This window comes from Desulfofundulus luciae, from assembly GCF_030813795.1.
Lineage (GTDB): Bacteria > Bacillota > Desulfotomaculia > Desulfotomaculales > Desulfovirgulaceae > Desulfofundulus > Desulfofundulus luciae.
The window spans coordinates 126,284-152,566 of sequence record NZ_JAUSUX010000001.1; the positions used below are offsets into that span (position 1 = coordinate 126,284).

Genomic DNA, 26,283 nt, shown 5'->3' on the forward strand with positions numbered 1-26,283 from the left:
GATCATGACCAGAAAAGTGCTCTTTGTGTGCACCGGCAACACCTGCAGGAGCAGTATGGCGGAGGCCCTGGCCAGGGACATGGTGGCCAGAAAGGGATTGCAGGGGGAGATTGAAGTTGTTTCCGCGGGGATAGCCGCCCTGCCCGGCAGCGAGGCATCGCCGCAGGCCGTGGCGGTGATGGAGGAAATGGGCCTGGATTTGCGATCCCACCGGGCTGCCCTGCTTACCCGCCGGGATGTGGAAGAGGCCGACCTGGTGCTGACCATGACTAAAAGCCACAAACAACTGATCCAGGAGCAGGCGCCGGACCTGGCGGGAAAAATTTTTACCCTCGCCGAATACGCCGGCAGGGGCGGTGATGTCCCCGATCCCTTCGGTGGACCGGTGGATGTTTACCGCCAGTGTGCCGGCGAGCTGCGTTATCTGATCTCCCTGGCCCTGGACAGGCTGGCCGCCGAAAAAGCCGGACTGGAGGAAGCGAAGCCGGATCAGGAATCTGCTCCGCCTTCCGGCGACCAGGCCGGGGCAAGCACCGACCAGGGAGATGTGCCGCCAGGCAACGGTCAAAAGGAATAACCCGGGCAGCCGGGGCCTGCAAAAATTGAAGCAGGAAAATAGCGTTTTTTGTAGAAAGAAACTGGTTGTATTTCTTCTCTTGAAAAAAGGGGTGAAGTTAACCCGTGCGGATTGCCCTGGCCGCCGACCACGGTGGCTTTCGTTTAAAAGAAGAGGTTATTTCTTTTTTGCAGGAGAACGGCATTTCCTTTCATGATTTCGGCACCTATTCGGAAGAAGCAGTAGATTACCCCGATTTTGCCCTTTTGGTAGCCGAGGCCGTACGCAGCGGGGAATACCAGTTGGGCATCCTTTGTTGCGGTACGGGCATTGGGGTGGCCATTGCGGCCAACAAGGTGCCCGGCATCCGGGCAGCCCTTTGCCACGATACCTTTTCCGCCCGGGCTTCCCGGGAGCACAACGACGCCAACATCCTGACCATGGGCCAGCGGGTAATCGGTCCCGGGCTGGCCCGGGAGATTGTCCGGGTGTGGCTGGCTTCCGAATTTGCCGGCGGGCGCCACGCCCGGCGGGTGGCCAAGATCGCCGAGATTGAAAAGAAATACGGCGGTTGCTGTGATCATTAGCCGCAAAAGCATGTCGTGGGGGAGGAAACTGTATAACATGGAAATGAACAGATCTTTAGCTGCAGTGGATCCTGAAATTGCCAGAGCAATTGAGCTGGAGCTGGGCCGCCAGCGCGATACCCTGGAACTGATCGCCTCGGAAAATGCCGCCAGCCGGGCGGTAATGGAGGCCCAGGGTTCAGTGCTGACCAACAAGTACGCCGAAGGTTATCCCGGGCGGCGTTATTACGGCGGCTGTCAGTTCGTGGATATTGCGGAGGAACTGGCCATTAACCGGGCGAAGGAACTCTTTGGTGCCGAACATGTCAATGTGCAGCCCCACTCCGGTGCCCAGGCCAACATGGCCGTTTATTTCGCCCTCCTGGAACCGGGGGACACCATCTTGGGCATGAACCTGGCCCACGGCGGTCACCTCACCCACGGCAGCCCATTGAATATATCCGGGAAATACTTTCGGGTAGCTTTTTACGGGGTGGAAAAGGATACAGGCCTGATCAACTACGAGAAGGTTTTTGCCGCCGCCTTTGAACATAAGCCGAAGATCATCGTGGCCGGGGCCAGCGCTTACCCCCGGGCCATTGACTTTTATAAGTTTCAGGAAATTGCCGGGGAAGTGGGGGCCTACCTGATGGTGGACATGGCCCACATTGCCGGGCTGGTGGCTGCCGGGGAGCACATGAGCCCGGTGCCTTACGCCGATGTGGTGACCACCACCACCCATAAAACCCTGCGCGGCCCCCGGGGGGGCATGATTCTGTGCCGGGCCAGGTACGCCGCGGCCATTGACAAGGCGGTCTTTCCGGGTATCCAGGGCGGGCCCCTGATGCACGTCATTGCCGCCAAGGCCGTAGCCCTCAAAGAGGCGCAGCAGCCGGAATTTAAGGAGTACCAGCGGCAGATCGTCAAAAACGCCCGTGCCCTGGCCCGGGCCCTGATGGACCGGGGCTTTGAACTGGTCAGCGGCGGTACCGACAACCACCTGATGCTGGTGGATTTGCGCAACAAGGGAGTTACCGGCCGTGAGGCGGAAACCGTCCTGGATTCCGTCGGCGTGACGGTAAACAAAAATGCCATCCCCTATGACCCGCAGCCCCCGGCGGTGGCCAGCGGGATACGCATCGGCACCCCGGCGGTGACCACCCGGGGCCTGAAGGAAGCGGATATGGAGACGGTGGCCGAAATCATCCACCTGGCTTTAAGCTTCCGGGATAATCCGGACAAGCTGAGCCGGGTGCGGGAAATGGTGGCCGGGCTGTGCCGCCGGTACCCGCTGTATTAGGCGAAACGCAAATAAACGTCAGTAAGAACAAGGATGCGGTGCTGTCCTCGCTCACTCCAGTGCTTCGCGTAAGATGCGCACCACGGTTCGCTTCGGGCCGCCCAGCACTCACTGAAAAAGTTATACTGGAAAGCCCTGCACTTACTATCTTGTTACAGCAGGCTTGGAAAGAGCATCATTGCCGGTGAGTGCTGGGTTCACCGGGTGCTGTTACCGGCGCTTTGCAAGTCGTTCGCTCCGGACAGCACCGCATCCAACTGGGTTCACTGAATATTTACAGCGAAACTATTGCCTGGTGTCGGGGTGCTAAGAGAGCAAGAGACCGGCGTCCCGCCGTTCCTGGAGACCGGAGGTGAGCAGCCCTGGTTAAAAGGCCTTCATTCGATGAGATTTATATGGAAGTGGTCGACGTTATTGCCCGGCGCTCCACCTGCCTGCGCAAAAAGGTGGGAGCCGTAATTGTGGTGGACCGGCGCATTATTTCCCACGGTTACAACGGGGTGGTCAGCGGGGCGGAACACTGCATTGATACCGGCCGGTGCCTGAAGGACCTGGCCGGCCGGGAAGACTACAAGCCCTGCGTCCACGCCGAGCAAAACGCCATCTGCCTCTGTGCCAAGCGGGGTCTGGCCGTGGGCGGCGGCACCATGTACGTCAACGCCGACATCTGCCTGACCTGTGCCAAGCTCATTGTTTCCTGCGCCCTGTCCCGGGTGGTGGTGCGCCGGGATTACCGGGGCACCGATGAGGGCATAGAATTCCTGCGCCGCCACGGCGTGCAGGTGGACCTGTGGGAGTGACCGGCCATCGCCAGACGAAAGGCAGCCCTTTTCGATATCGGAGCCACCCTGATTACCGGACCGGAAGTGTCCCCAACCAAACAAATTGCCCGGCTGCTGGGGCTGCCCCCGGGGCAGGACCGGCTGGTGGGGGATATAATTATGTGCCGGGAGTTTGCAGGCCCCCGGGAGGCCTGCGCGGCCCTGGGTGAAATTGTTTCCCTGGACCCGCAGCATAAAGAGGCCCTTTTGCGCCTCTGGACCGACCAGGAGATGGCCGCGGTGGAAATACCGGGCGCGGCTGGAGCCGTGTTGCGGGCCCGGGAACTGGGCTTTGCCGTGGGCCTGGTCTCAGACATCTGGGTTCCCTACTACCGGGCTTTTTTACGTGCCTGCCCGGGTATCGCTTCCCTGGTGGACTACGCCGCTTTGAGTTTTCGCCTGGGCAGGAAAAAGCCGGCAGAAGAGCTCTACCGGGCGGCCCTGGAGGCTCTGGATGCCGACCCCCGGCGTTCCGTCATGATCGGGGACACTTATGAAAAGGATATCCTGCCGGCCATAAACATGGGATTGGCCGCCATCTGGGTCCTGTCCCGTCCCGAGCGCGAGTACCCGGCCATGGCCCGGGTGTTATGGGGTGAATGGCCCCGGCCGGACATCATTGTGCGGGATACGAGCCAGCTTGCCAGGGCTCTGGAAGAACTTGAGCAAAAGAGGAGAGATACCTGTTCATGGAAATAACCAGAGTAGTACGCCATACACCCGGGGAACTTGTGGACAAGCTGCGCCGGGTTACCATGCTCACCGACCCGGACTGTTACATATACCGGGACGTTTTCATCTCCCTGGAAAAAATCCACACGAATTTTCTGGCCCCGGCCCAATCCTACGTCCTCACCGGTGAACTGCAAAAGGTGCGGGAGCTGAAGTGGGAACTGGCCCGCCACGGGTGCGACCTTTTCCACCTCGACGGGTATGTCACCCTTTACCTGGCAGGTTGCGACGAGCCGGTGGACCTCCTGCCGCCGGTCATCGAGGAATCCGTGGAGGCCGACGGGTCGGTATTCAACATCATCTGCGACGGTATGCACCGGGTCTACCTGGCCCGCCTGGAATGGATCGTTCCCCAGGTAATCTTTATCCGGGGCGTGCCCAAGGACAAGCCCTATTACGCCTATCCCCTGCCCGGGGGCTGGTCCCAGGTGGTTTTGCGGGAGGACCTGCCGCCGGGATTCATCAAAAAGTGGCACCGCATTGCCGGGTATAAATCCCTGTACCGCAACTTTAATTCCGCCTTTTACAATGTGGGTGGTCCCCGGGGGCACTTCCGCAAAGGATGAGGGGATGGAATTTGTTCCCTTATATTTCAAGGATAAGCCGCATATAGTTAATCCCGGGGTTCTGTCGTTTAATTACCCGTCCAAGGAGACAAACTATGCTCAAGGTTCTCACTGTTTTCGGCACCCGGCCGGAGGCCATCAAGATGGCCCCCCTCATCAAGGAACTGCAGCGCCACCCGGACCGGGTCCTCTGCCGGGTGGCCGTCACCGCCCAGCACCGGGAGATGCTGGATCAGGTGCTGCATCTTTTTCGGATTATTCCCGACCACGATCTGGATATCATGAGGCCCGGGCAGAGCCTCTTCGACATCACCCGCCGGGCCCTGGACGGCCTGGAGCAGGTCATGGCAAGAGAAAGGCCGGACCTGGTGCTGGTGCACGGCGATACCACCACCACCTTTGTGGCCGCTTTAACCGCCTTCTATTTTCAAATACCGGTGGGCCACGTGGAGGCGGGCCTGCGCACGGGGGACAAATATTCCCCCTTTCCCGAGGAAATAAACCGCCACCTCACGGCGGTGGTGGCCGACCTGCACTTTGCCCCTACCGCCACCGCCCGGGATAACCTGCTGCGGGAAGGGGTGGCCCCGGAAAAGATCTTTGTCACGGGAAATACCGTCATTGACGCCCTGCTGGCCACCGTGGACCCGGATTACCGGTTCGGCGATGCCCGCCTGGCCGGTATAGATTACCGGCGCCGGCGGGTGCTGCTGGTGACCACCCACCGCCGGGAGAACCTTGGCGAACCCATGCGGGAGATTTACCTGGCCCTGCGGGATATCGTTGCCCTTTATCCCGATGTGGAGGTAGTCTTTCCCGTGCATAAGAACCCGGCGGTACGCGGGATAGTGCAGGAGGTGCTGGGGGAACTGCCCCGGGTTCACCTCATCGAGCCCCTTTCTTACCAGCCCTTCGTAAACTTGATGAACCGCTGCTACCTGGTACTCACCGACTCGGGCGGGTTGCAGGAAGAGGCCCCGGCCCTGGGCAAGCCTGTACTGGTGCTGCGCAACACCACCGAACGTCCCGAAGCCATCCGGGCCGGTACCGTGCGCCTGGTGGGTACAACCCGGGAGGCGATTTTCAACGAAACCAGGCGCTTGCTGGAAGACGCAGCCCATTACCGGCAAATGGCCGAAGCGGTGAACCCCTATGGGGACGGCCGGGCTTCCCGGCGCATCTGCCAGGCCATTCTGTACCATTTCGGCTCGAGCGACGAACCGCCGGAGCCTTTTGTCACTCCTGAATATTAAGCTAAAGAGGTACGCCGGAGTACAATTAAGGCACGTAGTCGCCTGTTTAATGGCAATTCTTCTTATTCAAAAAAAGTCTTCCGGCGGTGAAGGAATAAACGACTTTATGTAGAACAATAACTTTGTGACGGGTGTAACGCAGCCGACATTTTTCTAACAAAAAGTGACAGGTTGCTGCACCCGCACCGGGAAAGGTGACCTACTATGGGCGAGCGCCGGGTGGGAGGTCGTATCATGGCGGCCCTTGCCCTTACCACCACCATCGGCATGGAAATGGCCGTCATGGTTACCGCCGGGTTTTACGGCGGCCGGTGGCTGGATCGCCAGTTACATACCGGGCCCTGGATGATGACGGCGGGCATCCTGCTGGGGACTGCCGCGGGCATCTGGGGGGTCGTCCAGACCGTGTCACGTTTTTTCAAAGAGTGGGGGTAAAGCCCTGTGCCTTCCTTACCGCCCATTCCCGAACTGGATAACCAGTTAAAGCGCACAACCCGCATCACCGGGGCGTTGCTCGTTCTGGTGTTGCTGGCCATTGCTGCCGACCCAGGGGATTCCCTGGCGTGGGGTCTTTTTCTCGGCCTGGCCACCGGGCTGTACAATACCGTCTCCCTGGCCCTGCGGATCAAGCGCCTGGGCTCGCTGGACAGGAGCGGTGCCCGGAGCTACATGCGCCAGGGTCTGATCATGCGCCTTGCGCTGGCGGCAGTCGTGGTTTTGCTGGCCGGCCGGGTGGCAAATGTAAATGTGTACTGGCTGGGGGCTGGCCTTCTGGCCGTCCCCTGTATTACCGCCGTGGACGCGGCTGTTCACGCGGCGCGCCAGAGCCGCTCTGAGGGGAGAGTGTTTTCCAGGATAGAAGAAAAAATTTAAAAAGAAGGAGGTGATAGTTGGTGAAAAGCCTGGAACAAATCCACGAGGAATTAAACGTGTGGGGGTTCCCCCACCATCCATGGGAATTTACCCTGGGCAACACCCATATTGTCCTCAATCCAAAAACGCTGGTAATGACCTGGATCGTCATGTTGCTGGTGATCGTCTTCACCGTGTCGGCCACCCGCAACATGAATATGAAACGGCCGGGTAAACTTCAGCTGATGGTGGAGGAGATCTTCCAGTTTCTGCGGGGCCTGGTCTACGAAAATATGGACCCGAAAAAGGGCGCAGGCTTGATGTCCCTGATCTTTACACTCTTCATCTTCCTTCTTTTCAGCAACCTCTGGGGCCTGGTTCCCACCATGATGTCGCCCACCGCCGATGTGAACACCACTGCCGGTATGGCCATAATGGTCTTCTTCCTCGTCCAATTCATGGGGATCCGCTACAAAGGGGCCGGGCATTTCAAGCACTTCCTGGAACCGTTTCCCTTCTTCCTGCCACTGACCATTGTTGAAGAACTGGCGAAACCGGTAACCCTGGCCTTCCGTCTATACGGGAACATCTACGGCGGCGAGGTTCTCATTGCGGTCCTGCTGGGGCTTTTAGGCCTGAACACCTTTATCTTCGGCGGGTTCATCCCCTCGGTGGTGTGGCTGGCCTTCAGTATCTTTGTGGGATTTATTCAGGCCTTTATCTTTACCATGCTCACCATTGCCTATATTTCTCAGGTGGTTAAAGAACACGAACATTGAGGTTTTTCCCATCTCTAAATAGAGATATGCCTTGCAAAGTGGAAATTTTGGGAGAAAGGAGGGGAAAGTGATGGAAGTGGGAGCTGCTGCTGCCCTCGGTACCTCTTTAGCCGTGGGTCTGGCCGCCCTGGGTGCCGGTATCGGCGACGGTCTGGTCACCGGCCGTACCGTGGAGGCGATGGCCCGCCAACCCGAATTAAGAGGTAACCTGCTGACCACAATGTTTATCTCTGTGGGTCTGATCGAGGCCCTGCCCATCATCGCGGTGGTAATTGCCTTCATGCTGTTTGGTAAAATCGGTGGTTAACGCAGGTAACGGTGGGTAAAAGGTGGCATAGCGGGTTAAGAGATCCAAACAACCTGCTATTGCCTCCCTTTTGTCCACGGCAACGGGTAGTAAGGAAGGAGGGGAACCGGTGGAAGCGCTGGGAATTAATCATACCCTGGTGGCCCAAATTATTAACTTTGTTATTTTGCTCATATTCCTTCGTTTAGTGGTTTACAAGCCCATCGTCAATATTCTGGAACAACGCCAGCAATATATAGCCAATAACGTGGCCGCCGCCGAAGAAGAGCGGAAACAGGCCGAAGCGCTGCGCCAGCAATACCTGGCCGAGATGCAAAAAGCGAGGGAAGAAGCCCAGGCCATCATCCAGCAGGCCACCAAGGCCGGTGAGGACAAGGCCCAGGAGATTGTTGAGGCGGCCAGAGCCGAGGCGCAGCGGCTCAAGGAGAGCGCCCTTGAGGAAATTGCCCGGGAGAAGGAGAAGGCGGTTGCAGAATTGCGCGACCAGGTGGCCTCGCTGTCCATCCTGGTGGCCCAAAAGATCATCAACCAGACCATCACCCCCGAAATTCAACACGGCCTGGTCCAGGAATTCATTAAAGAAGCGGGGGATCTGCCATGTTAAAGGGGGCCGTAGCGCAGCGTTATGCCCAGGCCCTTTATGACCTGGCCGAAGCGCAAGGTCTGGTGGATCAGGTAGAGCGGGAGCTAAGGGCAGTAAATCAGGTCATAGCCGATTCCCGTGAATTCCAAAAGGTGCTCTATCATCCCCGCATTACTGAACAGGAAAAGAAAGATGTGCTGAAAAGCATTTTCTCCGGCAAAATTTCCCCTATTACCGAGAACTTTCTCTTTTTACTGGTAGACAGGCACCGGGAAGCCTTCTTAAGTGATATTGTGGCGCATTATTCCAGCCTGGCCGACCGGGCCCGCAATATCGTGAAGGCTGAAGTAACCAGTGCCATCGAACTGACTAAAGAGGAGAAGCAAAAACTGGGGGAAGTTTTGAACAAGATTGCCCGCAAGAAAGTGCAGACCGCATACAGCGTGGACCCCGCGCTAATTGGCGGGGTGGTGGTGCGCATTGGCGACCGGGTTATCGACGGCAGCCTGCGTACCCGGCTGGCAGCCTTAAGAGAGCACCTCAGGCAAATAAGTTAAAGGCGATAGGGGTGAAATTAGGAGAATGAATTTGCGACCGGAAGAGATCAGCTCGATCATTCGGCAGCAGATTGAAAAATACCAGGCGCAAATTGAAATGCGCGATGTGGGCACCGTTATCCAGGTCGGTGACGGTATTGCCCGCGTCTACGGCCTGGAAGCCTGCATGGCCATGGAACTGCTGGAATTTCCGGCCCCCGAAGAGGGCGCTGAACCGACCCTGGGCATGGCCCTCAACCTGGAAGAGGATAACATCGGTTGCGTCTTGCTCGGTGCCTACACCCACATCAAGGAAGGGGACACCGTCAAGCGGACCGGACGCATTGCTTCCGTGCCCGTGGGGGATGCCCTGATCGGCCGGGTGGTCAACCCCCTGGGACGCCCCCTGGACGGCAAGGGTCCCATCAAAAGCGACAAGTTCCGTCCCATTGAACGTATTGCCCCCGGCGTGATCACCCGCAAGCCCGTGCACCAGCCCCTGCAGACCGGTTTAAAAGCCATCGACTCCATGATTCCTATCGGGAGAGGACAGCGGGAATTGATCCTCGGCGACCGGCAGACCGGTAAGACGGCCATTGCCGTGGACGCCATCATCAACCAGAAAGGCAAGGACGTCATCTGTATCTACGTAGCCATCGGGCAGAAAGCCTCCACGGTGGCCAACGTGGTGCAGCGCCTGCGGGATTTCGGTGCCATGGATTACACCATCGTGGTTTCGGCTACCGCCTCCGACCCGGCTCCGCTTCTCTTCATTGCTCCCTATGCCGGCTGCGCCATGGGCGAGGAGTTTTTAGAGCAGGGCAAACACGTGCTCATTGTCTATGACGACCTTTCCAAGCAGGCCGTGGCCTACCGCGAGCTTTCCCTGCTCCTGCGGCGTCCCCCCGGCCGTGAAGCTTATCCCGGCGACGTGTTCAACCTGCACTCCCGCCTGCTGGAGCGGGCCTGCAAGCTCAACGACGAACTGGGAGGCGGTTCCATAACGGCCCTGCCTATCATTGAAACCCAGGCCGGCGACGTTTCGGCCTATATTCCCACCAACGTGATTTCCATTACCGATGGCCAGATTTACCTGGAGCCCGACCTGTTCTACGCAGGTGTCCGTCCGGCCATTAACGTGGGTCTTTCGGTATCCCGGGTGGGCGGCGCCGCCCAGATCAAGGCCATGAAGCAGGTGGCCGGACGGCTGCGCCTGGACCTGGCCCAGTACCGCGAGCTGGCCGCTTTCGCCCAGTTCGGCTCCGACCTGGACAAGGCCACCCAGGCCCGATTGATCCGCGGCCAGCGCATGGTGGAACTGCTCAAGCAAAAGCAGTACGCTCCCATGGCGGTGGAAGACCAGGTTATGGTTATTTATGCCGGGGTAAACGGCTACCTGGACGACCTGCCGGTGGAAAAGGTGCTGCCCTTTGAAGAAGAGTTCTTGAACTACATGCACACCAGCCATCCGGAAGTGGGCGAAGCCATTGCCAGGACCGGCGAGCTGTCCAGGGAAACGGAAGAAAAACTGAAAGCGGCCATTGTCGAATTCAAGAAGGGTTTTGTGGCCCGGACGGCCTGATCTACGCTTCCCGGTCTTCCGGTAGTAGCGACGCGAGGTGGTGAAAAAGAGTGCCAAGTTTACGGGACTTGCGGCGGCGTATAAAAAGTATCAAGAGCACCCAGCAGATCACCAAGGCCATGAAGGCGGTTTCCGCCGCCAAGATGCGCCGGGCCCAGGAGCAGGTTTTGTCCGCCAGGCCCTACGCCCGCCGGATGAAAGACGTGCTGGGACGGGTGGCCACCGCTGCCGGCGGGGTGAAGCACCCCCTTCTGGAGGTGCGGGAGCCCAAAAGAGTGGCCTACGTCCTCATCACTGCCGACCGGGGGTTGTGCGGCGGTTTTAACGCCAACCTGATCCGCAGGACCGTTCAGGAGACAAAAAACATCAGCGCCGAGTTAAGCCTGGTCTGTGTAGGGCGTAAAGGCCGCGACTACTTCCGCCGCCGGGGTTATAATATCGCCCAGCAGTACGTGGGCCTGGGCGAGACCATCAAGCTGGGCCACGCCCAGGAGATTGCCCGCTACGTCATGGAGAAATATGCGGCGGGGGAATTTGATGCCGTCTACCTCATCTACAGCGAGTTTGTCAACGTGCTGGTACAGCGGCCCAGGGTGGTCAAACTCCTCCCCGTGGAACCTCCCGAGGGGCAGGAAAACGGCGAAGGTAAGCCCGGCAGGGTGGAGTATATCTTCGAGCCCTCGGCAGAAAGCGTATTGTCGGAGCTGTTGCCCATGTACGTGGAGAACATGGTGTTTCACGGCCTCCTGGAATCCAAGGCCAGCGAGCACAGCGCCCGCATGACCGCCATGGACAACGCCACCAAGAACGCAGGCGATATGATCGACAGGCTGACCCTGTCCATGAACCGGGCCCGCCAGGCTGCCATTACCAAGGAAATTTCCGAAATTGTTGGCGGAGCGGCGGCCCTGGAATAAACGTAGTCGTTCCCCGGGCTAACTCAAGCTTCGCGCGAAGGAGGTACGGAGTAGCTGATGAATGTTGGTCATGTAGTACAGGTCATTGGCGTAGTGGTGGACGTCCGATTTCCACCCGGCCAGGTGCCTGATATCTATAATGCCCTGAAGATCCGCCGCGAAGGGCAGGAGGACCTGACCCTGGAAGTGGCGCAGCACCTGGGCAACAACATCGTGCGCACTGTGGCCATGTCCTCCACCGACGGTCTGGTGCGGGGCATGGAAGTGATTGATACCGGCAAGCCCATCACCGTTCCCGTGGGGCGGGCCGTCCTGGGCCGCCTGGTGGACGTGCTGGGTGAGCCCATTGACGGTAAGGGTCCCATCAAGAGCGACTACCATTATCCCATCCACCGGCCCGCTCCGGCCCTGGCCGAGCAGTCCACCCGGGCCGAGCAATTGGAAACCGGTCTGAAGGTGGTCGACCTGCTGGTGCCCTTCTTAAAGGGCGGCAAGATCGCCATGTTCGGCGGCGCCGGCGTGGGCAAGACGGTTATCGTGATGGAGCTCATCAACAACATCGCCAAGCAGCACGGCGGTATTTCCGTGTTTGCCGGCGTGGGCGAGCGGACCCGCGAGGGCAACGACCTCTACCGGGAGATGACCGAAGCGGGCGTGCTGGACAAGACCATCATGGTGTTCGGCCAGATGAACGAGCCGCCGGGATGCCGCCTGCGGGTGGGCCTGACCGGGCTGTGCATGGCCGAATACTTCCGGGATGAGGAAGGGGCTGACGTGCTCCTGTTCATCGACAACATCTTCCGCTTCACCCAGGCCGGTTCCGAGGTTTCCGCCCTCCTGGGCCGGATGCCCTCGGCCGTGGGTTACCAGCCCACCCTGGCCACGGAAATGGGTCAACTGCAGGAGCGGATTACTTCCACCATGAAGGGTTCGGTTACTTCGGTGCAGGCCGTGTACGTGCCCGCCGACGACCTGACCGACCCGGCGCCGGCGACCACCTTTGCCCACCTGGACGCCACCGTGGTGCTCTCCCGGCAAATTGCCGAGCTGGGCATTTACCCGGCGGTGGACCCCCTGGACTCCACCTCCCGCATCCTGGACCCCAACGTGGTGGGCCAGGAGCACTACGAGGTGGCCCGGGGCGTGCAGAAGGTCCTGCAGCGCTACAAGGAGCTTCAAGATATCATCGCCATCCTGGGTATGGAAGAACTGTCGGACGAGGACAAACTGATCGTGGCCCGGGCCCGGAAGCTGCAGCGCTTCCTGTCCCAGCCCTTCCACGTGGCCGAGCAGTTTACCGGCCGGCCGGGCGTGTACGTGCCGCTGAAGGAAACCATCCGCGGCTTCAAGGAAATCCTGGAGGGCAAGCACGACGACCTGCCTGAAGAAGCGTTCTACATGGTGGGTACCATCGACGACGCGGTGGCCAAGGCGAAAAGCTTAGCAGAGGGAAGTGCGTAAAATGGCGGAAAAAACCCAACGCCTGGAAATTGTCACTCCCGAGCGCAAGGTATACAGCGGCGATGTCCGCTTTGTGGTGGTGCCGGGCGTGGAAGGCGAACTGGGCTTCCTGCCGGATCACGCTCCCCTGGTTAGCGCCCTGAAGATCGGCGTGATGAAGGTCCAGGAGGATAACAGGACCTTCAAGGTAGCGATAAGCGGGGGATTTGTCGAGGTACGGAACAGCCGGGTCACCGTCCTGGCCCGTACCGCAGAGCGGGACGACGAAATCGACCGGGAGCGGGCCGAAGCGGCCAAAGCCAGGGCCGAACAACGGCTGGCTGCCAGAACACCCGACATTGACGTGGTGAGGGCCGAGCTGGCCTTGAAGCGCGCCCTGGCCCGGTTGAAGGCCATATCTTAAGAACTACAAAGGCACGGCGTTGCCCGGAGCGAACAGGAATAAACATCTTTGGTACAGGTGGCAGTTAGTTCTGCCACCTTTTAGTTTTTGCTCGCCTGTAAATATTTAGTGGCCTCCTATGGTGCCGCTGGTAACGGTTTTACTGAATAATTACGCCCGCCCGGTATGAACAGGAAACTTTTGGGCAACAATGTGGGATAAGTACGGCCCGGACCCTGAAGGCATGTCCGCCGCGCCCGGAGCATATAAATTTCAACAGGTGGACAGGGGAGGTGGAGACGGTGCGCAGGCTGCTGCTGGGCTTGATCTGCGTGGTGTTGTCCCTCACCATGGGCCTGCCCGTGCTGGTGAATTACCTTTCGCCGGTCCGGATCCAGGAAAGGGAGACCCGGGTCCGCCTTTATGTCCATAGCACCGGCCGGATAGAAGAAATCCCCCTGGAGGAATACGTTACCGGGGTGGTGGCCGCCGAGATGCCGGCAGCATTTCCCATAGAAGCGCTGAAGGCCCAGGCGGTGGCTGCCCGCACCTATATTGTGCGCCGGTTGACCGCCGGCGGGGTACTGAATAACGAGCACCCGGGGGCCGACGTCTGCGACGACCACACCCACGGCCAGGCCTGGATTTCCCGGGAGGAGATGCGCCGGCGCTGGGGGACCGTCCGTTACTATGAGTACTACTATAAGATCAAAAAAGCGGTCGATGAAACGCGGGGGTTGGTCCTGACCTATGAGGGGCAGCTCATTGAAGCCGCCTACCACGCCTCCTGCGGCGGGCGGGGCACGGAAAGCGCCTCGGCAGTGTGGGCGGCTGACCTGCCCTACCTGGTAGGAGTGCCCTGCCCTTACGACGCCGACCCGGAACCCGTGCGCACGGTGAGTCTCCCGGTGACCCGGGTGGACCGGGCCCTGGGAGTGAACCTGGAAGCCGTGCCGGTTGCCGCCAGTAGTCACCCCGGCAGGGGAGAAAAAAATTTCGTCGAGGTACTGGAACGCACTCCCGCCGGCCGTCCTAAAACGGTACGCATCGGGGAGAAAAAAATGGCGGCTGCGGTGGTGCGGGACCTCCTGGACCTGCGCTCCGTCGATTTTAACATGATTTTAAAGGGCGACCGGGTGGAAATCACCACTCGTGGTTACGGCCATGCCGTGGGGATGTGCCAGTACGGGGCAAAGGGTCTGGCCGAGCACGGCTATACTTTTGACCGCATACTCAAGCATTACTACACCGGGGTGGAACTGACCCGCATAAATTAATGGCCAAATGGTCACAATATACCTGAAAGCTTTTGGCAGGAGTGATTGCGTTGTGGCCGTTTGGTAAGCGCCTTTCCGGGCAGGATCCTGTGGAAAAATACCGCCGATGGTTGCGCCGGTGGCTGCTGGGCAACTGGCTGCGCTATGCGGTGGTAAGCACCGTCGTTGTTGCCCTGGTGATGGTTTTGATCTGGGCCATGCTGAGCACCTGGCAGCCCACGGGCCCGGTTCCCGTACCGGCTCCGGGTAAAGACCGGGGGGTGCAGCTGATGCACTCCCAACCTTCTAAAACAACTCAACCAGTTGACGGAAAAGAACTGGTTAGGGACGATAGCGGCCGGTTTAAGATTTACGCCCCGGTGGACGGCCGGATGGTCCAGGCTTACGGGATGGGCTATTCCGAAGTCTACGGTGATTTTCGATTCAACCAGGCGGTCGCCTTTGGCGCCGGTGCCGGCGCCCTGGTAAAAGCGGCGGCTCCCGGGACGGTCAGGGCGGTGCAACCGGGGGCGGCCGTCGGGCAGTTTGGTGAAAAAAATGTTACGGAAACTTCAGGCAGCCCGGTTCCCCTGAGTTATACCGTCACCATAGATCACGGTTACGGCTGGCAGACGGTTTACAGGGGCCTGGGGGAAGTGCAGGTGAAGGCCGGCCAGCACCTGAGCGCCAGGGCTCCCCTGGGCACCCTGTCCCGGTCCGGGAAAGTGCTGGAGTTTACCCTGCTCAAAGACGGTGCCGCCCGGAACCCGGCCGGCTACCTGGTGGAAAACATTCACCGGTAGCAATCAGAGCCTTGGTTTGGCCCGCCCAGCACTCACTGTAACCAGAGTTCTTTGGTGGAATGATTACCTATGTGTAGTTTCAATCCCTGCGCAGGTACCCAGCACTCACCGTAACCGGGTTCTCTGGTGTTAATACTGCTAGCCATATGTGGCTTTGATCCCTGCGCAGGTACCCAGCACTCACCGTAACCGGGTTCTCTGGTGGTAATACTGCTAGCCATATGTGGCTTTGATCCCTGCGCAGGTACCTGGATCCGGTGAGTGCTGGGTGAGTGCTGGGTGAGTGCTGGGTGAGTGCTGGGTGAGTGCTGGGTGAGTGCTGGGTGAGTGCTGGGGTTTTTGGCAATTTACCTGCTCCCGGCGCATATATATTCTACTAGGTACCAAGCCGGGGAGGTAGGGCAATGCAGGAATACATCCAGAAAAGGGTGCTGGACATTTGCGCCTATATCCTGGAGACCAGGGCCACCGTGCGCCAGGCCGCACAGGTGTTTCAGGTAAGCAAAAGCACCGTGCACAAGGACATGACCGAAAGGCTGCCTTCTTTGAATAAAAAGCTGGCCCGGGAAGTAAGGGCCATCCTGGAACAAAATAAAGCCGAGCGGCATTTAAGGGGAGGAGAAGCAACGCGGAAAAAATATAAGGAAGCGTGAAAATTTTAAAGCCGGGCTAGAGGAATTTGGCTGTATATGTAGAAACCTAACCAAACGTGCCTGCCGGGAATAAAGACCCTACCCCCGGCCCGCATTGCGAGGGGGACAGGCCGGGCAGGTCCTTTTTAGCCAATTACGTGGTTGAAGTAAGAAAGGAGACCACCCCATGCTCGGCTTAAACAACGACATCGGCATCGATCTGGGTACCGCCAACGTACTGGTTTACGTAAAGGGAAAGGGCATTGTCCTGCGGGAACCCTCGGTGGTGGCCATAAACAAAGAAAATGCCCGGGTCATCGCGGTGGGTTCCGAGGCCCGGCGCATGCTGGGCCGAACCCCCGGCAACATTGTAGCCACGCGACCTTTACGGGACGGCGTCATTGCCGACTATGACGTGACGGAAAAAATGCTGCGCTACTTCATCAACCGGGCCGGTGGGAGAAAAGGCCTATTCCGTCCCCGGGTAATGGTCTGCATCCCCTCCGGCGTGACCAGTGTGGAGGAACGGGCCGTGCGCCAGGCGGCCATCCAGGCTGGTGCCCGGCAGGCCTACGTTATTGAGGAGCCGCTGGCGGCGGCCCTGGGGGCGGGACTGGATATTTCCGAACCTACCGGGACCATGGTGGTGGATATCGGCGGCGGCACCACCGATGTGGCCGTCCTTTCGCTGGGCGGAGTGGTATGCAGCCGGTCCCTGCGGGTGGGTGGGGACAGGTTTGACGAGGCCATTGTTCGCTACGTGCGCCGGGTGTTCAACCTGGCCATTGGGGAGCGCAGCGGCGAGGAGATCAAAATCAATATCGGCAGTGCCGACCCCGGGAATGCACCCCGGCGGGAAATGGAAGTCCGCGGGCGGGACCTGGTATCCGGCCTGCCCCGGGCGGTGGTCATCACCGCCCACCAGGTGCACGAGGCCATTTCCGAGAGCCTGGAGGCGGTGGTGGGCGCGGTGAAAGAAGTGCTGGAGCACACCCCGCCGGAACTGGCCGCCGACATAGTAGACAAGGGCATCGTCCTGACGGGGGGCGGGGCGCTGCTCCACGGCATCGACACCCTGTTGAGCCGGGAGACGGGCGTGCCGGTACATATAGCCGAAGACCCCCTCTCCTGTGTGGCCCTGGGAACGGGCCGGGCGCTCTCCATGTTAAACGTCCTCAGTGCCAACACCCCCCGCAAAAAACGGCTGTCAAATATGAAAAAGATCGGCTAAGGGGAAATCACCGGGTAAGTTTGACAGGCCTGCCCGGTGATTGTACAACAGTCAAAATAAGCGGCTGCCGGAAGGAGGAATTGCCGTGAGCCTGCCCGTACCTCCGGCGGGGGAGATAATCCTCACTTACGACGATTACCTGCAGTTGCCCGATGATGGAAAGCGCTATGAGATCCTGGAAGGGGTGCTGCATGTGACGCCCTCGCCCACCACCCGCCACCAGCGGGTGTGCCGCAACCTGCATTTCATTCTACACGCCCATGTTACGGAAAATAGCCTGGGAGAGTTTTTTTTCGCCCCGCTGGACGTGGTTTTCAGCAACATCAGCGTCACCCAACCCGACCTGCTTTATGTATCCCTGGAAAGGCAAAACGTGATCACTGCCGGCGCCCCTGACCTGGTGGTGGAGATTCTCTTCCCGTCCACATCAGGCGTTGATCAGGTCACCAAGGCCCAGGTTTACGCGCGCTACGGCGTACCCTACTACTGGGTGGTGGACCCGGAGGGAAGGACGCTGGACGAATTTCGCCTGGACCGGGGAATTTACATGCCGGTGCGCCGCTGGGAGCAAAACGCCCGGTTTACCCCGGAGCTGTTTCCCGGCCTGGTGGTGGAACTGGAAAAGGTCTGGGCATAAACAGGCCGTCATTTTCCACGGAAAATGACGGCCTATGGTTTTCTATGACGCCTCGCGCCCATTTGATGGCCGCCTCGACATCATCAGGGGTTATACCTTCCCTTTTAAACCTTTCCCTGATCGGTCTGGCAAAATCATCGAAATCATTGGGCGGCACCATTTTCTTTATTTCCACGCGGGAGCCCTTCTTCTCAAAAAGAATGTAGTCCCCTTTTTTGATGTTCAGGAATTTCCTCAACTCCAGGGGAAGGGTTACCTGTCCTTTTGTGGTTATCCGGGCGATGTAAAGTTCGCTCATAAAAATCATCCCCCTGGTAATACATTCTTGCTTGTAGGATATCATGACCTTTCTTATCAGTCAAGAACCGGGTTATGCACACATAGAACACCAAAATGACGCCCTGGATTATAAACGACTTCAGCCCCTCTCTTTCGATTGGCAATTTGTGTCGAAGTAAATGTGGAGGGAATTTTTTTGTCCAGAGCCGTGCCGGATGGAAACCTTTTGCCGCTTAAAAACGTCTATATGTTGGGAAGTCGGGGTGAGAGGGGGGGCGGTCATTAAGAAACAGTTAAGAAATTTAAGTTTTTACCCGTACCGGCAGGAAAGTCCATTTTCTGTGTCGAACTATCATTTCAGCCAGGAACAGGAAATAAGCCCTGCTCTTTTTAAGGAGACCGGATTATGCGCAAATGGTTTCAGCGTTACCGTCTGCCGGCGGTTTTACTTTTTCTGGCGGCGGGAATTGGTTTGCTTTTTGCCTTTGCCCTGCCGGGCGTAGAAAAGGCCAAGAACCGGGCCGATGCCGGAGCCCCGGGCGCCCTTCCCGGCGGCGTCGGGGAGGAACGGGACATCGGTACCGGGCCGGAAAGAAGGGGCCTGTATGCTCTATACCTTTCCCGGCACCTGCAGTCAACGGAGCTGGAGCAATTGCGCCGGCTGGCCGAAGTGGGCGATTTCACCGGCGGGGAAACGCTCGTTGTTCGCTGTGCTCCAAACCGGGTAAAGGACCTGGCGCCACTACCTTTTATAAAGGAAGTAAAACCGTATGCACCGGAGGAAAAGTTGAAAACTCTGGTGCAGGCCGGTTTATATGCTGATGAAAAGAGAGCTCTGGAAACTCCCGCTCAGGATGCGGCGAAATCCCCTGAACCAGCCCCCGCACTGGAAGGCGGCGCTTCCGGCATGGCGGGAGGAGCCGGCGGCAGCCAGATTACCGTCAACCTGGTGGTTTTTCACCCCCGGGACAAGGATGGCCTGGCCGCACTGGTGAAAGCCGGCGGGGGAGAGGTACTGCGGGGGCTGGATGAAGAGGGGAACGTGCTGCGGGCGCGCCTGCCCCGAAAGGAACTGCCTGAGCTGGCCTCCTCGCCCCTGGTGCTGCGCATCGAACCGTACGCCGCCCCGCGTTTCTTAAACGACCGGGCGGCCGGCATAGTGGGCGTAAGCCCCCTCCAGGCCCCGGGGTTTATCGCCCCCGGCGGTTTGAACGGCGCCGGTCAGGTGGTAGCCCTGGCCGACAGCGGCCTGGGAAGCGGGGAACTGGAGAACCTGCACCCCGACTTGAAAGATATTCCGGGGCAAAAACCAAAAGTAATCATGCTCAAGTCCTGGTCCGGCCGCTCAAAAGCCGATGACCCGGTGGGTCACGGCACCCACATGGCGGCCACCATAGCGGGAACCGGTGCCGCTTCCGGGGGGCAGTTTGCCGGGCTGGCCCCCGGGGCCAGCCTTTATTTTGAGGGTATCCTCAATAAAGAGGGGAAGATCGACCCCCCGGCGGACCTGACGGCCCTGTTCCGCCCCGCCTACGCGGCGGCCGCCCGCATTCACGTGGACGGCTGGGGCATTCCCGTGAACGCCTACCTGAGCAGTGCCGCCCGGACCGACGCCTTTGTGCGGCAAAACCCGGACTTCCTGGTTATCTTCGGTGCGGGCAACTCCGGGCCGGGTGCCGGGACCATCACCGTCGAGGCCAACAGCAAAAACGCCCTGGTGGTGGGGGCCAGTGAAAGTGTGCGCCCCTCCTTCGGACCCGCCAGCGACAATGCGGGGGAAGTGGCCTCCTTTTCCAGCCGGGGGCCGGCCAAAGACGGGCGTATCCGTCCCGACCTGGTGGCCCCGGGGACGGGCATTGTTTCGGCCCGTTCCCCCCTGGTAAAGGGGAATTTCCCGGCCAACCCGCAGTACACCCGTTTACAGGGAACCAGCATGGCCGCGGCCGTCACCGGCGGGGCGGCCGCCCTCCTGCGGCATTACTTCCAGCAGCAGGGGCTGAAAGCGCCCTCGGCGGCCCTGCTCAAGGCGGCCCTGATCAACGGAGCCGCCCCCGTGGACGGGGAAGGGGCGGGGTTCGGCCGCCTGGACCTGACCGCCACGGTGCTGGGACTCCGGGAAAAAACCTTCCTTTACGCCGATGAATCCGCCTCCCTGGCCGCTGGGGAAAGTAAGACCTACCACTTCACGGTGGAAGATACCACCCGCCCCTTCAAGGCCACCCTGGCCTGGACCGACCCTCCCGCCGAGCCGGGAGCCGGCCGCGCGCTGGTGAACGACCTGGATCTGCTGGTGGTCGGCCCGGACGGCAGGGAATATTTGGGCAACGATAAGGGGGGGGGCAGGCGGGACGACCGTAACAATGTGGAACAGGTGTTAATACCTCACCCCGCCAGGGGCACGTATACGATTATAGTGCGGGGCACGGATGTACGCCGGGGCATAAAACCCGCCTCACCGCCTGGCCAGGATTTCGCCCTGGTTTACGGCCAGCCCCTGGCCAAAAAGGTTATTGCCGGCGTGGATGAAAAAAGCCGCCGGGTGCGCTTTACCGACGGCACCGCGGCTACATTTCCCGAACAGGGACATATCGCCCTGGGCAGCAAAACCCCGCCCTGGACCATCAATCATGCCCTGCCCGGCGCGGAAGTTTATTTAGGTGACGGAAACCGCATTCTCTACCTGGTAGGCCGTGTCTGGCGGCAGAATGCGGCGGAACTGCTGCCCCTGGCCTCCGGAACTCTGATCCAGGAGGCCAGTCCCCGGGCGCGGGAAGGTGGCTTTTACCTGGACCGGCGGGCGGAAAGCCCCCTGTGGGTCAACGACAACCCGGCCGGTGTGCGGGATATTCCCCCGGGTGTCCGGCTGTGGGCTTCCATCAATCCCACCACCCAGATGGCCTGGCGGGCCTGGGCCTGGTTCCGGGAAGAGGAAGGGATTGTTGACCGGGTGGATGAAGAGCACGGGCAGATTTACCTGCTGGGGCGGCAGGAGCCCTACCGGCTGGCTGCCGGCGCCGCCTGCGCCTTTGATGACCGGCTGGCATCCGCCAGTCCGGAGGATTTGCCCTACGGTTACCCGGTGGCCGGAGATCCTTCCCAGCTGGCACCGGGGATGAGAGTACGGCTGATGCTTTCCCGGGGCGGGGATGAGGTGCTCTACCTGGCGGCACAGCGCACCCTGGCCGTAGGTACTGTGGAGGAGATGGATCCCGGCCGGAGCTGGTTGAAGCTGCAGGGGGCCGGGCGTTACCGGCTCATGTCCGGCCTTCCGGTAACCCTGGACGGGAGGGTAGCCTCCCCCGCCGATATCGCACCGGGTGACCATGTATGCCTGATTTTGGCGGGCGACCAGGCCGTATCCCTCGACGCCCACCGGCAGGTAATCTACGGGCAGGTGGTGTTTTATAAGGAAGAAAGCAACTCCATCCTCCTGGTGGACAGCAGGAATAAAATGCGCTCCCTGGCCGTTAACCCCGGCACCCTCTTTTTCCGGTGGGGCCGGCCCGCTGAGCCTTCTTCATTGCTGCCGGGAGAATGGGTGCGTGTAACCCCGGCCGGGGATGGGAGCAGCGCCCTGCGGGTGGATGTGGCCGGAGTGGCCGCCGGCGGCAACGCCCGGCTGGCCGGGCTGGACCCGGGCCGGGGAACGGTTAAATTCTCCGGTGATCAGGAAGGCCTGCTTTCCTTGCACACCCTGATCACCAAAAACGGCTATCCCGTGGGCGTGGAAGACCTCCTGCCCGGGGAAGAGGTGGAATTTGCCATTCTGGCCGGTCTCCAGGGGGAAACGGGGGTGGTGGCGGCCATCAAGGCCCGTTCCCGCGATGGAGTGCCGGCTCCCTCCCTGCAGGCCGCCTGGCGGCCCGAAGGCAACGGTTTTGTGGTGAAAGGTAAAACTTCAGCCGGCAAAATCTATATTTATCCCAAAGAGGGCGGGCCCGTGCCGGCCGCACCCGACGGCCGGGGCTACTTCGAAGCCCGGCTGCCCCGGAATGCCGGTGACACCATCCTGCTGGTGGCCGTGGACCGGCGCAACGGGGGCGTGGCTGGTGAATACCTGACCGTGCCCCTGGAAGCCCTGTTCAGCGACCTGCAGGGCCACTGGGCGAGAAAGGAAATCGGGGAACTGGCTCAACTGGGGCTGGTCGGCGGTTATCCCGGCGGGAAGTTTTACCCGGAAAAGACCATCACCAGGGCGGAATTCACCCTGATGGTGGTGCGGGTGCTGGGATGGGACGGGGGCAGCAGCGGTGCTTCCCCCGGAATTTCCCTACCCTCCGACCTGCCACCATGGGGGGAAAAAGGGCTCCGGGAGGCCCTCCTCCGGGGGATAGTTTCCGGCTACCCGGACGGAACCTTTAAGCCGGGCCGGCCGGTCAACCGGGCGGAAGCGGCGGCCGTCCTGGCCCGGGTGCTGCAGGTGACCGGCCTGGTTGGAGAGGGCGGGGAAGCCGGCAGCACCGGGGTAGGTCGCCATATACAAAACACAGGTACTTCCTCCGCCCACGGTGGTGCTTCCGGAGAAACGGGAGATGCAGCTTCCGGTGTGCAGCCCCGGCCCCCGGCCGCCCCGGGCGGTCCGGGTACCCCGGTTTCGGCAAAGACGAGCTCCTCGCCTTCTTACCAGGACTGGTACGCCGTACCGGCCTGGGCCCGCTCCGCCGTGGCCCTGGTTACAGCCTCGGAGCTAATGGGCGGCTATCCCGACGGGCGCTTCGGCCCGGTGGAGCCCCTCACCCGCGCCCAGGCGGCAGTGATTGTCTGGCGTTTGCGGACGTTGATAACAGCCTCCAGATGAGGCTTTTCTTTTTTTTGTTCCAATGTTAAAATTCGTAAAAGGAAAAGTTCACTCCATAAGGAATGTACCGTGGACGCAACGGCACAAACGCCGGGTTAAAAGGGGAGTTGAGAATGGAAGGTTTAACCATCCTGACGGACCGCCGTTACACCTATGAAGATTACTTGAAACTGGATGATGACCGTGATTACGAAATTATCGGGGGGAAACTGATTGTGGTACCCAGGCCCAGACCGCGTCACCAGAAAATTGTCTCCCGCCTGGTTACTGTGCTGGAGGGTTACTTGCGGCAAAAGCGTGCAGGGGAACTGTATTTAGACGTTGACGTGCTTTTCGGTGACCAGGTGGTTTCCCCCGACCTGGTGGTTATTTTAAAAGACCGTCTTTCCATTGTCCAGGAAACCAATATCAGCGGCGCCCCGGACCTGGTGGTGGAAGTTCTTTCGCCCTCCACGGCCAAGTACGACCGCAAGGAAAAAAGCCAGCTTTATTACGCCGGCGGTGTGCAGGAATACTGGCTGGTGGACCCGTCCCTGCAGCTTGTGGAAGTGTTCGTACGGGGGGAGAAGGATTGGAACCGCAGCGGGATTTACGACGAAGGGGAGACGCTGGTTTCCCCCCTGTTGCCCGGGCTGGAAATTGAACTGAAAGATATTTTCATGGAGTAGAGTAATATTTGTTTTCCCATAAAATTAATAGGGGTTAAAAACTTTTAGCCGCATCTTCCCCTGGCAACTTGAAGGGGGCACTTTTTTCATACAATACAGCGGGATCCAGATCAGCTCCGTTGGGCCAGGTTATGGTCCCGGCATCTGGGTCAACCTTGACCTGTTTGAAAAATGCCGGGTTCTTTAAGGGTTCAAAAACAGAACCTTTAATAAACGGCTTGATATCTATAATGCGATACTCGTCATTATCAAATTCAAGAATAAGGTGGTAATTTTTCAGAGGATAAACGCTCTTGACCTCGCGTAACATAAATTTTATCACGGTAGTCACCCCTTATTCAGGTGGATTAACTCGAAATAACGGTTCCCCGGCCTGTGCCCGCCTCCAGTTCTCCAGCAAAGCAGCGGATTCATTTCGGATCCAGGAGGCTGCTATTGACTGGATTCTACAAAAAAGTAACAGTAAATTAATTGTTGTCATTGGTAGCTAAACTTGTCGAGCATAAATTTATAAAAAAGTTCGGCCGAGGTTAAGCCGAACTTCTTTTATGCCGACCTTCTTGTGCCTTTCCCTGCTACTCCTGCAGCCACACCACCACTACCTGCCGGCCCGCCTCCTGGTCCCACGCGGCCAGTTGCTGTTCCAGGGACTTGATCTCCCGGTCCAGGGCGGCGATATCGGCTTCTTCGGTCATTTGGTTGCGTTTGGCTATGAGAGCCTGGTAACGGTCCAGGGTGGAGGCGAACTGCTGGGAAATGTCCTGGCTCTGCTGCTGCCGGTCCATCACCCGCCCCAGGCCGGATGCCGTGGCGGTGAATGGCCCGGCCTGTTCCACCGGAACCACAAAGCGCAGGATTTCCACCGTATGCCCATCCACCCGCTGCCGGCCGAAACTCTGGCAGCTGCTGTCCCCCGCTGCGGCCAGCAGTGTCTTTTTCGCCGCCTGCAGGTCGGCCACCTGCACCTTTAACAGCGTGCTTTCAATGGTGCGGGTCTGGTTCAGGAATACCCGCGGTTCAATGGAGGTGCCGGTGCCGGTTTTGTTAATTACAGGCTGTCCGGTATTGGCTGCGATAGCAACGCGCTGTTTACTGTCGCTTTGCCGGGGCTGTTCAGGCCGGCTCTTCTGTACTCCCCCGTTTGCGGCCCGGCCGGAAGCAGCCGGTTCCTTGGAACGATCGCTTTCTTTATTTGCCTTATCGACCCCGTTCCGGTGCTCGCCGGGCTGGTTTTCCTGTCCACCGGGGGTTTGGGTTTCCCGGGGGCCGTTGTTTAAATTTGCTTGCACATCCTGACCAGGCTTATCCGCATTTGCAATAGTGCCACCCTTGCCCGGGGCCTGCCCGCTCCGGCCGGTGTTATCCACCACCACGGGCGAACTGTTTAACACCTCCGGTGGCCACCAGTGGCGGGCGGCAAAGCCGGCGGAACCCGCCAGCAATATGATCACCGCAGCCGCTGCCGCCACACCTTTGCGCCAGGCGCCGGAAAGCTCCTGCCACCAGCTTCCGGGCGTCCATACTCTCCGGGTGGCGTCCTTTCCCCGCCCGGCTCCGGGCAGCGGGCCGGCGGGGATAATTGCCGCCTTCCGCTGCTTGCCGGAGGCGGCCGCCCCGGCCGGTATACCTGTACAATCCGCCGCCAGTTGGGAACCGGCAGGGGTATCGCCTGCGCTGCAGGCCGCCTTACCGGATAGGGATTCCTTCAGGCGGGACATTACCTGTGCGCTGAATCCTTCCGGCGGTGCCACCGCTCTGGACATGCCCATCAACGCCATGGTTATGGCCTGCCACTCGGCCACTTCCCCGGCACAGGCCGGGCATTCCCGCAGGTGTTCCTGCAGATAGCGGGCTTCTTCATTTGCCAGCTCCCCGTCCAGCCAGGGGTAAAAAAGTTGTCTTGCCTCCCGGCATTTCATGGTGTTCACCTTCTTGTCGCGCATCCCCCTGCCCCGGAAAGGTCACTCACCTGGTCCGGCCTGCGCCGGCACCTTCTTTTAAAACTACCGCCGGCCCGTGCTTGTTTTTCCCGCCCGGCAACGCCATTCCCGCTTCGCAGGCCAGGGCGGATACTCTTTTTTTCAAGGCATCACGCGCCCGGTTCAGCCGGGACTTCACCGTGCCCAGGGAAAGATCAAGCATCCGGGCTATTTCGTCATAGCTGTAGCCTTCTACTTCGCGCAGGATGAGCACGGCCCGCTGCTCGGCGGGCAGCTCCTTCAAGGCCCTGCCCACCAGGCCCCGGAACTCCTTTTCCTCCAGTTCCTCCTCCGGGTCGCCGGCAGCAGCCGCCACCTCCCGGGTAACTTCCCCGTCACCGGTATGTACTGGTTCGTCCAGTGAAATAAGGGTCACATTACCGCGCCGCCGCTTCATGTTCAGCCAGAGGTTGACGGTAATGCGGTGCAACCAGGTGCCGAAATCCGCCTCAAAACGGAAACCGTCCAGGGAGCGGAACGCCCGGATGAAAACCTCCTGGGCCAGATCCTGGGCATCGGCATGGTTGCCGGTTAGCTGGTAGCTCAGGGTGTATACCCTTTGCTGGTACATCTGCACCAGCTGCTCAAAAGCCACCAGGTCCTGTTCCTGGGAACGCTGGATCAGGTGTTTGACGGCATCCAATGGGAAGCCACTCCTGCAGATGCCCCAAACCTCACCTTACTTTTTAGACACCTTTTCACGGCCAAAAGTTCCGGCCGGCAAAGGGTTTTGGGGCAAAAATACTTAATATTTATACGCGATGATAGATTATTTTTAGAGGTAATTCTCCTGCCATTACTTACCGG

At 59.6% G+C, this 26,283-nt stretch carries 28 protein-coding genes; 24 read left to right on the plus strand and 4 right to left on the minus strand.

All coding sequences use genetic code 11. From position 1 onward, the window contains the following. The first annotated feature begins 4 nt into the window (after positions 1-4). From J2Z49_RS00635 to J2Z49_RS00740, 22 genes are all read left to right on the plus strand, one after another. Positions 5-577: a low molecular weight protein arginine phosphatase gene (locus J2Z49_RS00635; protein ID WP_307398901.1), complete on the plus strand. Its 573-nt coding sequence runs from the start codon at positions 5-7 to the stop codon at positions 575-577. Between the two features lie 104 nt (positions 578-681). Continuing rightward, the gene (gene rpiB / locus J2Z49_RS00640) at positions 682-1,143 is read left to right on the plus strand and encodes a ribose 5-phosphate isomerase B (protein WP_307398902.1); all 462 of its coding nucleotides are present in this window, start codon (positions 682-684) and stop codon (positions 1,141-1,143) included. A gap of 37 nt (positions 1,144-1,180) precedes the next feature. Next, positions 1,181-2,422 (plus strand): serine hydroxymethyltransferase, encoded by a 1,242-nt coding sequence (locus J2Z49_RS00645; protein ID WP_307398903.1) that lies wholly within the window; start codon positions 1,181-1,183, stop codon positions 2,420-2,422. A gap of 362 nt (positions 2,423-2,784) precedes the next feature. Further along, positions 2,785-3,222 carry a deoxycytidylate deaminase gene (locus J2Z49_RS00650; protein WP_307399145.1) on the plus strand — a complete coding sequence of 146 codons (438 nt, stop codon included), beginning with the start codon at positions 2,785-2,787 and terminating at the stop codon, positions 3,220-3,222. Positions 3,223-3,288: 66 nt separating this feature from the next. Continuing rightward, positions 3,289-3,942, plus strand: coding sequence for an HAD family hydrolase (locus J2Z49_RS00655; RefSeq protein WP_307398905.1), 654 nt, complete (start codon positions 3,289-3,291; stop codon positions 3,940-3,942). Continuing rightward, entirely contained in the window at positions 3,933-4,541 is a 609-nt protein-coding gene (locus tag J2Z49_RS00660; RefSeq protein WP_307398907.1) for a hypothetical protein, read from the plus strand. The genes J2Z49_RS00655 and J2Z49_RS00660 overlap by 10 nt, the downstream gene beginning before the upstream one ends. Positions 4,542-4,636: 95 nt before the next feature. Next, a complete protein-coding gene (gene wecB, locus J2Z49_RS00665; protein WP_307398909.1) occupies positions 4,637-5,794 on the plus strand; it encodes a non-hydrolyzing UDP-N-acetylglucosamine 2-epimerase in 1,158 nt (385 codons plus the stop codon). A gap of 234 nt (positions 5,795-6,028) precedes the next feature. Further along, positions 6,029-6,229: an AtpZ/AtpI family protein gene (locus tag J2Z49_RS00670; protein ID WP_307398911.1), complete on the plus strand. Its 201-nt coding sequence runs from the start codon at positions 6,029-6,031 to the stop codon at positions 6,227-6,229. A 6-nt stretch (positions 6,230-6,235) separates the two neighbouring features. Beyond that, positions 6,236-6,667 (plus strand): ATP synthase subunit I, encoded by a 432-nt coding sequence (locus J2Z49_RS00675; protein WP_307398914.1) that lies wholly within the window; start codon positions 6,236-6,238, stop codon positions 6,665-6,667. A gap of 17 nt (positions 6,668-6,684) precedes the next feature. After that, a complete protein-coding gene (gene atpB, locus J2Z49_RS00680; RefSeq protein WP_407650022.1) occupies positions 6,685-7,425 on the plus strand; it encodes a F0F1 ATP synthase subunit A in 741 nt (246 codons plus the stop codon). Positions 7,426-7,495: 70 nt separating this feature from the next. Then, positions 7,496-7,732 carry a F0F1 ATP synthase subunit C gene (atpE, locus tag J2Z49_RS00685; RefSeq protein ID WP_307399149.1) on the plus strand — a complete coding sequence of 79 codons (237 nt, stop codon included), beginning with the start codon at positions 7,496-7,498 and terminating at the stop codon, positions 7,730-7,732. Between the two features lie 109 nt (positions 7,733-7,841). Further along, the gene (gene atpF, locus J2Z49_RS00690; protein ID WP_307399151.1) at positions 7,842-8,336 is read left to right on the plus strand and encodes a F0F1 ATP synthase subunit B; all 495 of its coding nucleotides are present in this window, start codon (positions 7,842-7,844) and stop codon (positions 8,334-8,336) included. Continuing rightward, positions 8,330-8,872 carry a F0F1 ATP synthase subunit delta gene (locus J2Z49_RS00695; RefSeq protein WP_307398916.1) on the plus strand — a complete coding sequence of 181 codons (543 nt, stop codon included), beginning with the start codon at positions 8,330-8,332 and terminating at the stop codon, positions 8,870-8,872. The genes atpF and J2Z49_RS00695 overlap by 7 nt, the downstream gene beginning before the upstream one ends. Before the next feature lie 25 nt (positions 8,873-8,897). After that, positions 8,898-10,433, plus strand: coding sequence for a F0F1 ATP synthase subunit alpha (gene atpA, locus J2Z49_RS00700; protein ID WP_307398918.1), 1,536 nt, complete (start codon positions 8,898-8,900; stop codon positions 10,431-10,433). 50 nt (positions 10,434-10,483) lie between these two features. Further along, positions 10,484-11,350: an ATP synthase F1 subunit gamma gene (gene atpG, locus J2Z49_RS00705; protein ID WP_307398920.1), complete on the plus strand. Its 867-nt coding sequence runs from the start codon at positions 10,484-10,486 to the stop codon at positions 11,348-11,350. Positions 11,351-11,407: 57 nt separating this feature from the next. After that, positions 11,408-12,811, plus strand: coding sequence for a F0F1 ATP synthase subunit beta (gene atpD / locus J2Z49_RS00710; protein ID WP_307398921.1), 1,404 nt, complete (start codon positions 11,408-11,410; stop codon positions 12,809-12,811). Between the two features lies 1 nt (position 12,812). After that, entirely contained in the window at positions 12,813-13,214 is a 402-nt protein-coding gene (locus J2Z49_RS00715) for a F0F1 ATP synthase subunit epsilon (RefSeq protein WP_307398923.1), read from the plus strand. A gap of 281 nt (positions 13,215-13,495) precedes the next feature. Beyond that, positions 13,496-14,470 (plus strand): stage II sporulation protein D, encoded by a 975-nt coding sequence (spoIID, locus tag J2Z49_RS00720; RefSeq protein ID WP_307398925.1) that lies wholly within the window; start codon positions 13,496-13,498, stop codon positions 14,468-14,470. Positions 14,471-14,520: 50 nt separating this feature from the next. Then, positions 14,521-15,252: a M23 family metallopeptidase gene (locus J2Z49_RS00725; RefSeq protein WP_307398927.1), complete on the plus strand. Its 732-nt coding sequence runs from the start codon at positions 14,521-14,523 to the stop codon at positions 15,250-15,252. Between the two features lie 404 nt (positions 15,253-15,656). Next, entirely contained in the window at positions 15,657-15,905 is a 249-nt protein-coding gene (gene spoIIID / locus J2Z49_RS00730) for a sporulation transcriptional regulator SpoIIID (RefSeq protein ID WP_072869423.1), read from the plus strand. A 166-nt stretch (positions 15,906-16,071) separates the two neighbouring features. Next, a complete protein-coding gene (gene mreB, locus J2Z49_RS00735; protein ID WP_307398930.1) occupies positions 16,072-17,115 on the plus strand; it encodes a rod shape-determining protein in 1,044 nt (347 codons plus the stop codon). 85 nt (positions 17,116-17,200) lie between these two features. Continuing rightward, a complete protein-coding gene (locus J2Z49_RS00740) occupies positions 17,201-17,752 on the plus strand; it encodes a Uma2 family endonuclease (RefSeq protein ID WP_307398931.1) in 552 nt (183 codons plus the stop codon). On the opposite strand, the gene J2Z49_RS00745 is transcribed toward J2Z49_RS00740, so the two are convergent. Then, a complete protein-coding gene (locus J2Z49_RS00745) occupies positions 17,697-18,050 on the minus strand; it encodes an AbrB/MazE/SpoVT family DNA-binding domain-containing protein (protein WP_307398932.1) in 354 nt (117 codons plus the stop codon). The genes J2Z49_RS00740 and J2Z49_RS00745 overlap by 56 nt on opposite strands. A 387-nt stretch (positions 18,051-18,437) precedes the next feature. Between J2Z49_RS00745 and J2Z49_RS00750 the strand changes: the two genes are divergently transcribed. Together J2Z49_RS00750 and J2Z49_RS00755 are read left to right on the plus strand one after the other, a co-directional pair. Then, the gene (locus tag J2Z49_RS00750; RefSeq protein WP_307398934.1) at positions 18,438-22,829 is read left to right on the plus strand and encodes a S8 family serine peptidase; all 4,392 of its coding nucleotides are present in this window, start codon (positions 18,438-18,440) and stop codon (positions 22,827-22,829) included. Positions 22,830-22,942: 113 nt separating this feature from the next. Further along, positions 22,943-23,497, plus strand: a complete 555-nt coding sequence (locus tag J2Z49_RS00755; RefSeq protein ID WP_307398936.1) for a Uma2 family endonuclease — start codon at positions 22,943-22,945, stop codon at positions 23,495-23,497. A 34-nt stretch (positions 23,498-23,531) separates the two neighbouring features. Here J2Z49_RS00755 and J2Z49_RS00760 read toward each other — a convergent pair whose 3' ends face one another. From J2Z49_RS00760 to J2Z49_RS00770, 3 genes are all read right to left on the minus strand, one after another. Further along, positions 23,532-23,819, minus strand: coding sequence for a DUF2442 domain-containing protein (locus J2Z49_RS00760; RefSeq protein ID WP_307398937.1), 288 nt, complete (start codon positions 23,817-23,819; stop codon positions 23,532-23,534). 253 nt (positions 23,820-24,072) lie between these two features. After that, a complete protein-coding gene (locus J2Z49_RS00765; RefSeq protein ID WP_307398939.1) occupies positions 24,073-25,440 on the minus strand; it encodes an anti-sigma factor family protein in 1,368 nt (455 codons plus the stop codon). Positions 25,441-25,462: 22 nt separating this feature from the next. Then, positions 25,463-26,119, minus strand: coding sequence for a sigma-70 family RNA polymerase sigma factor (locus J2Z49_RS00770; protein ID WP_307398941.1), 657 nt, complete (start codon positions 26,117-26,119; stop codon positions 25,463-25,465). Positions 26,120-26,283: the final 164 nt, after the last annotated feature.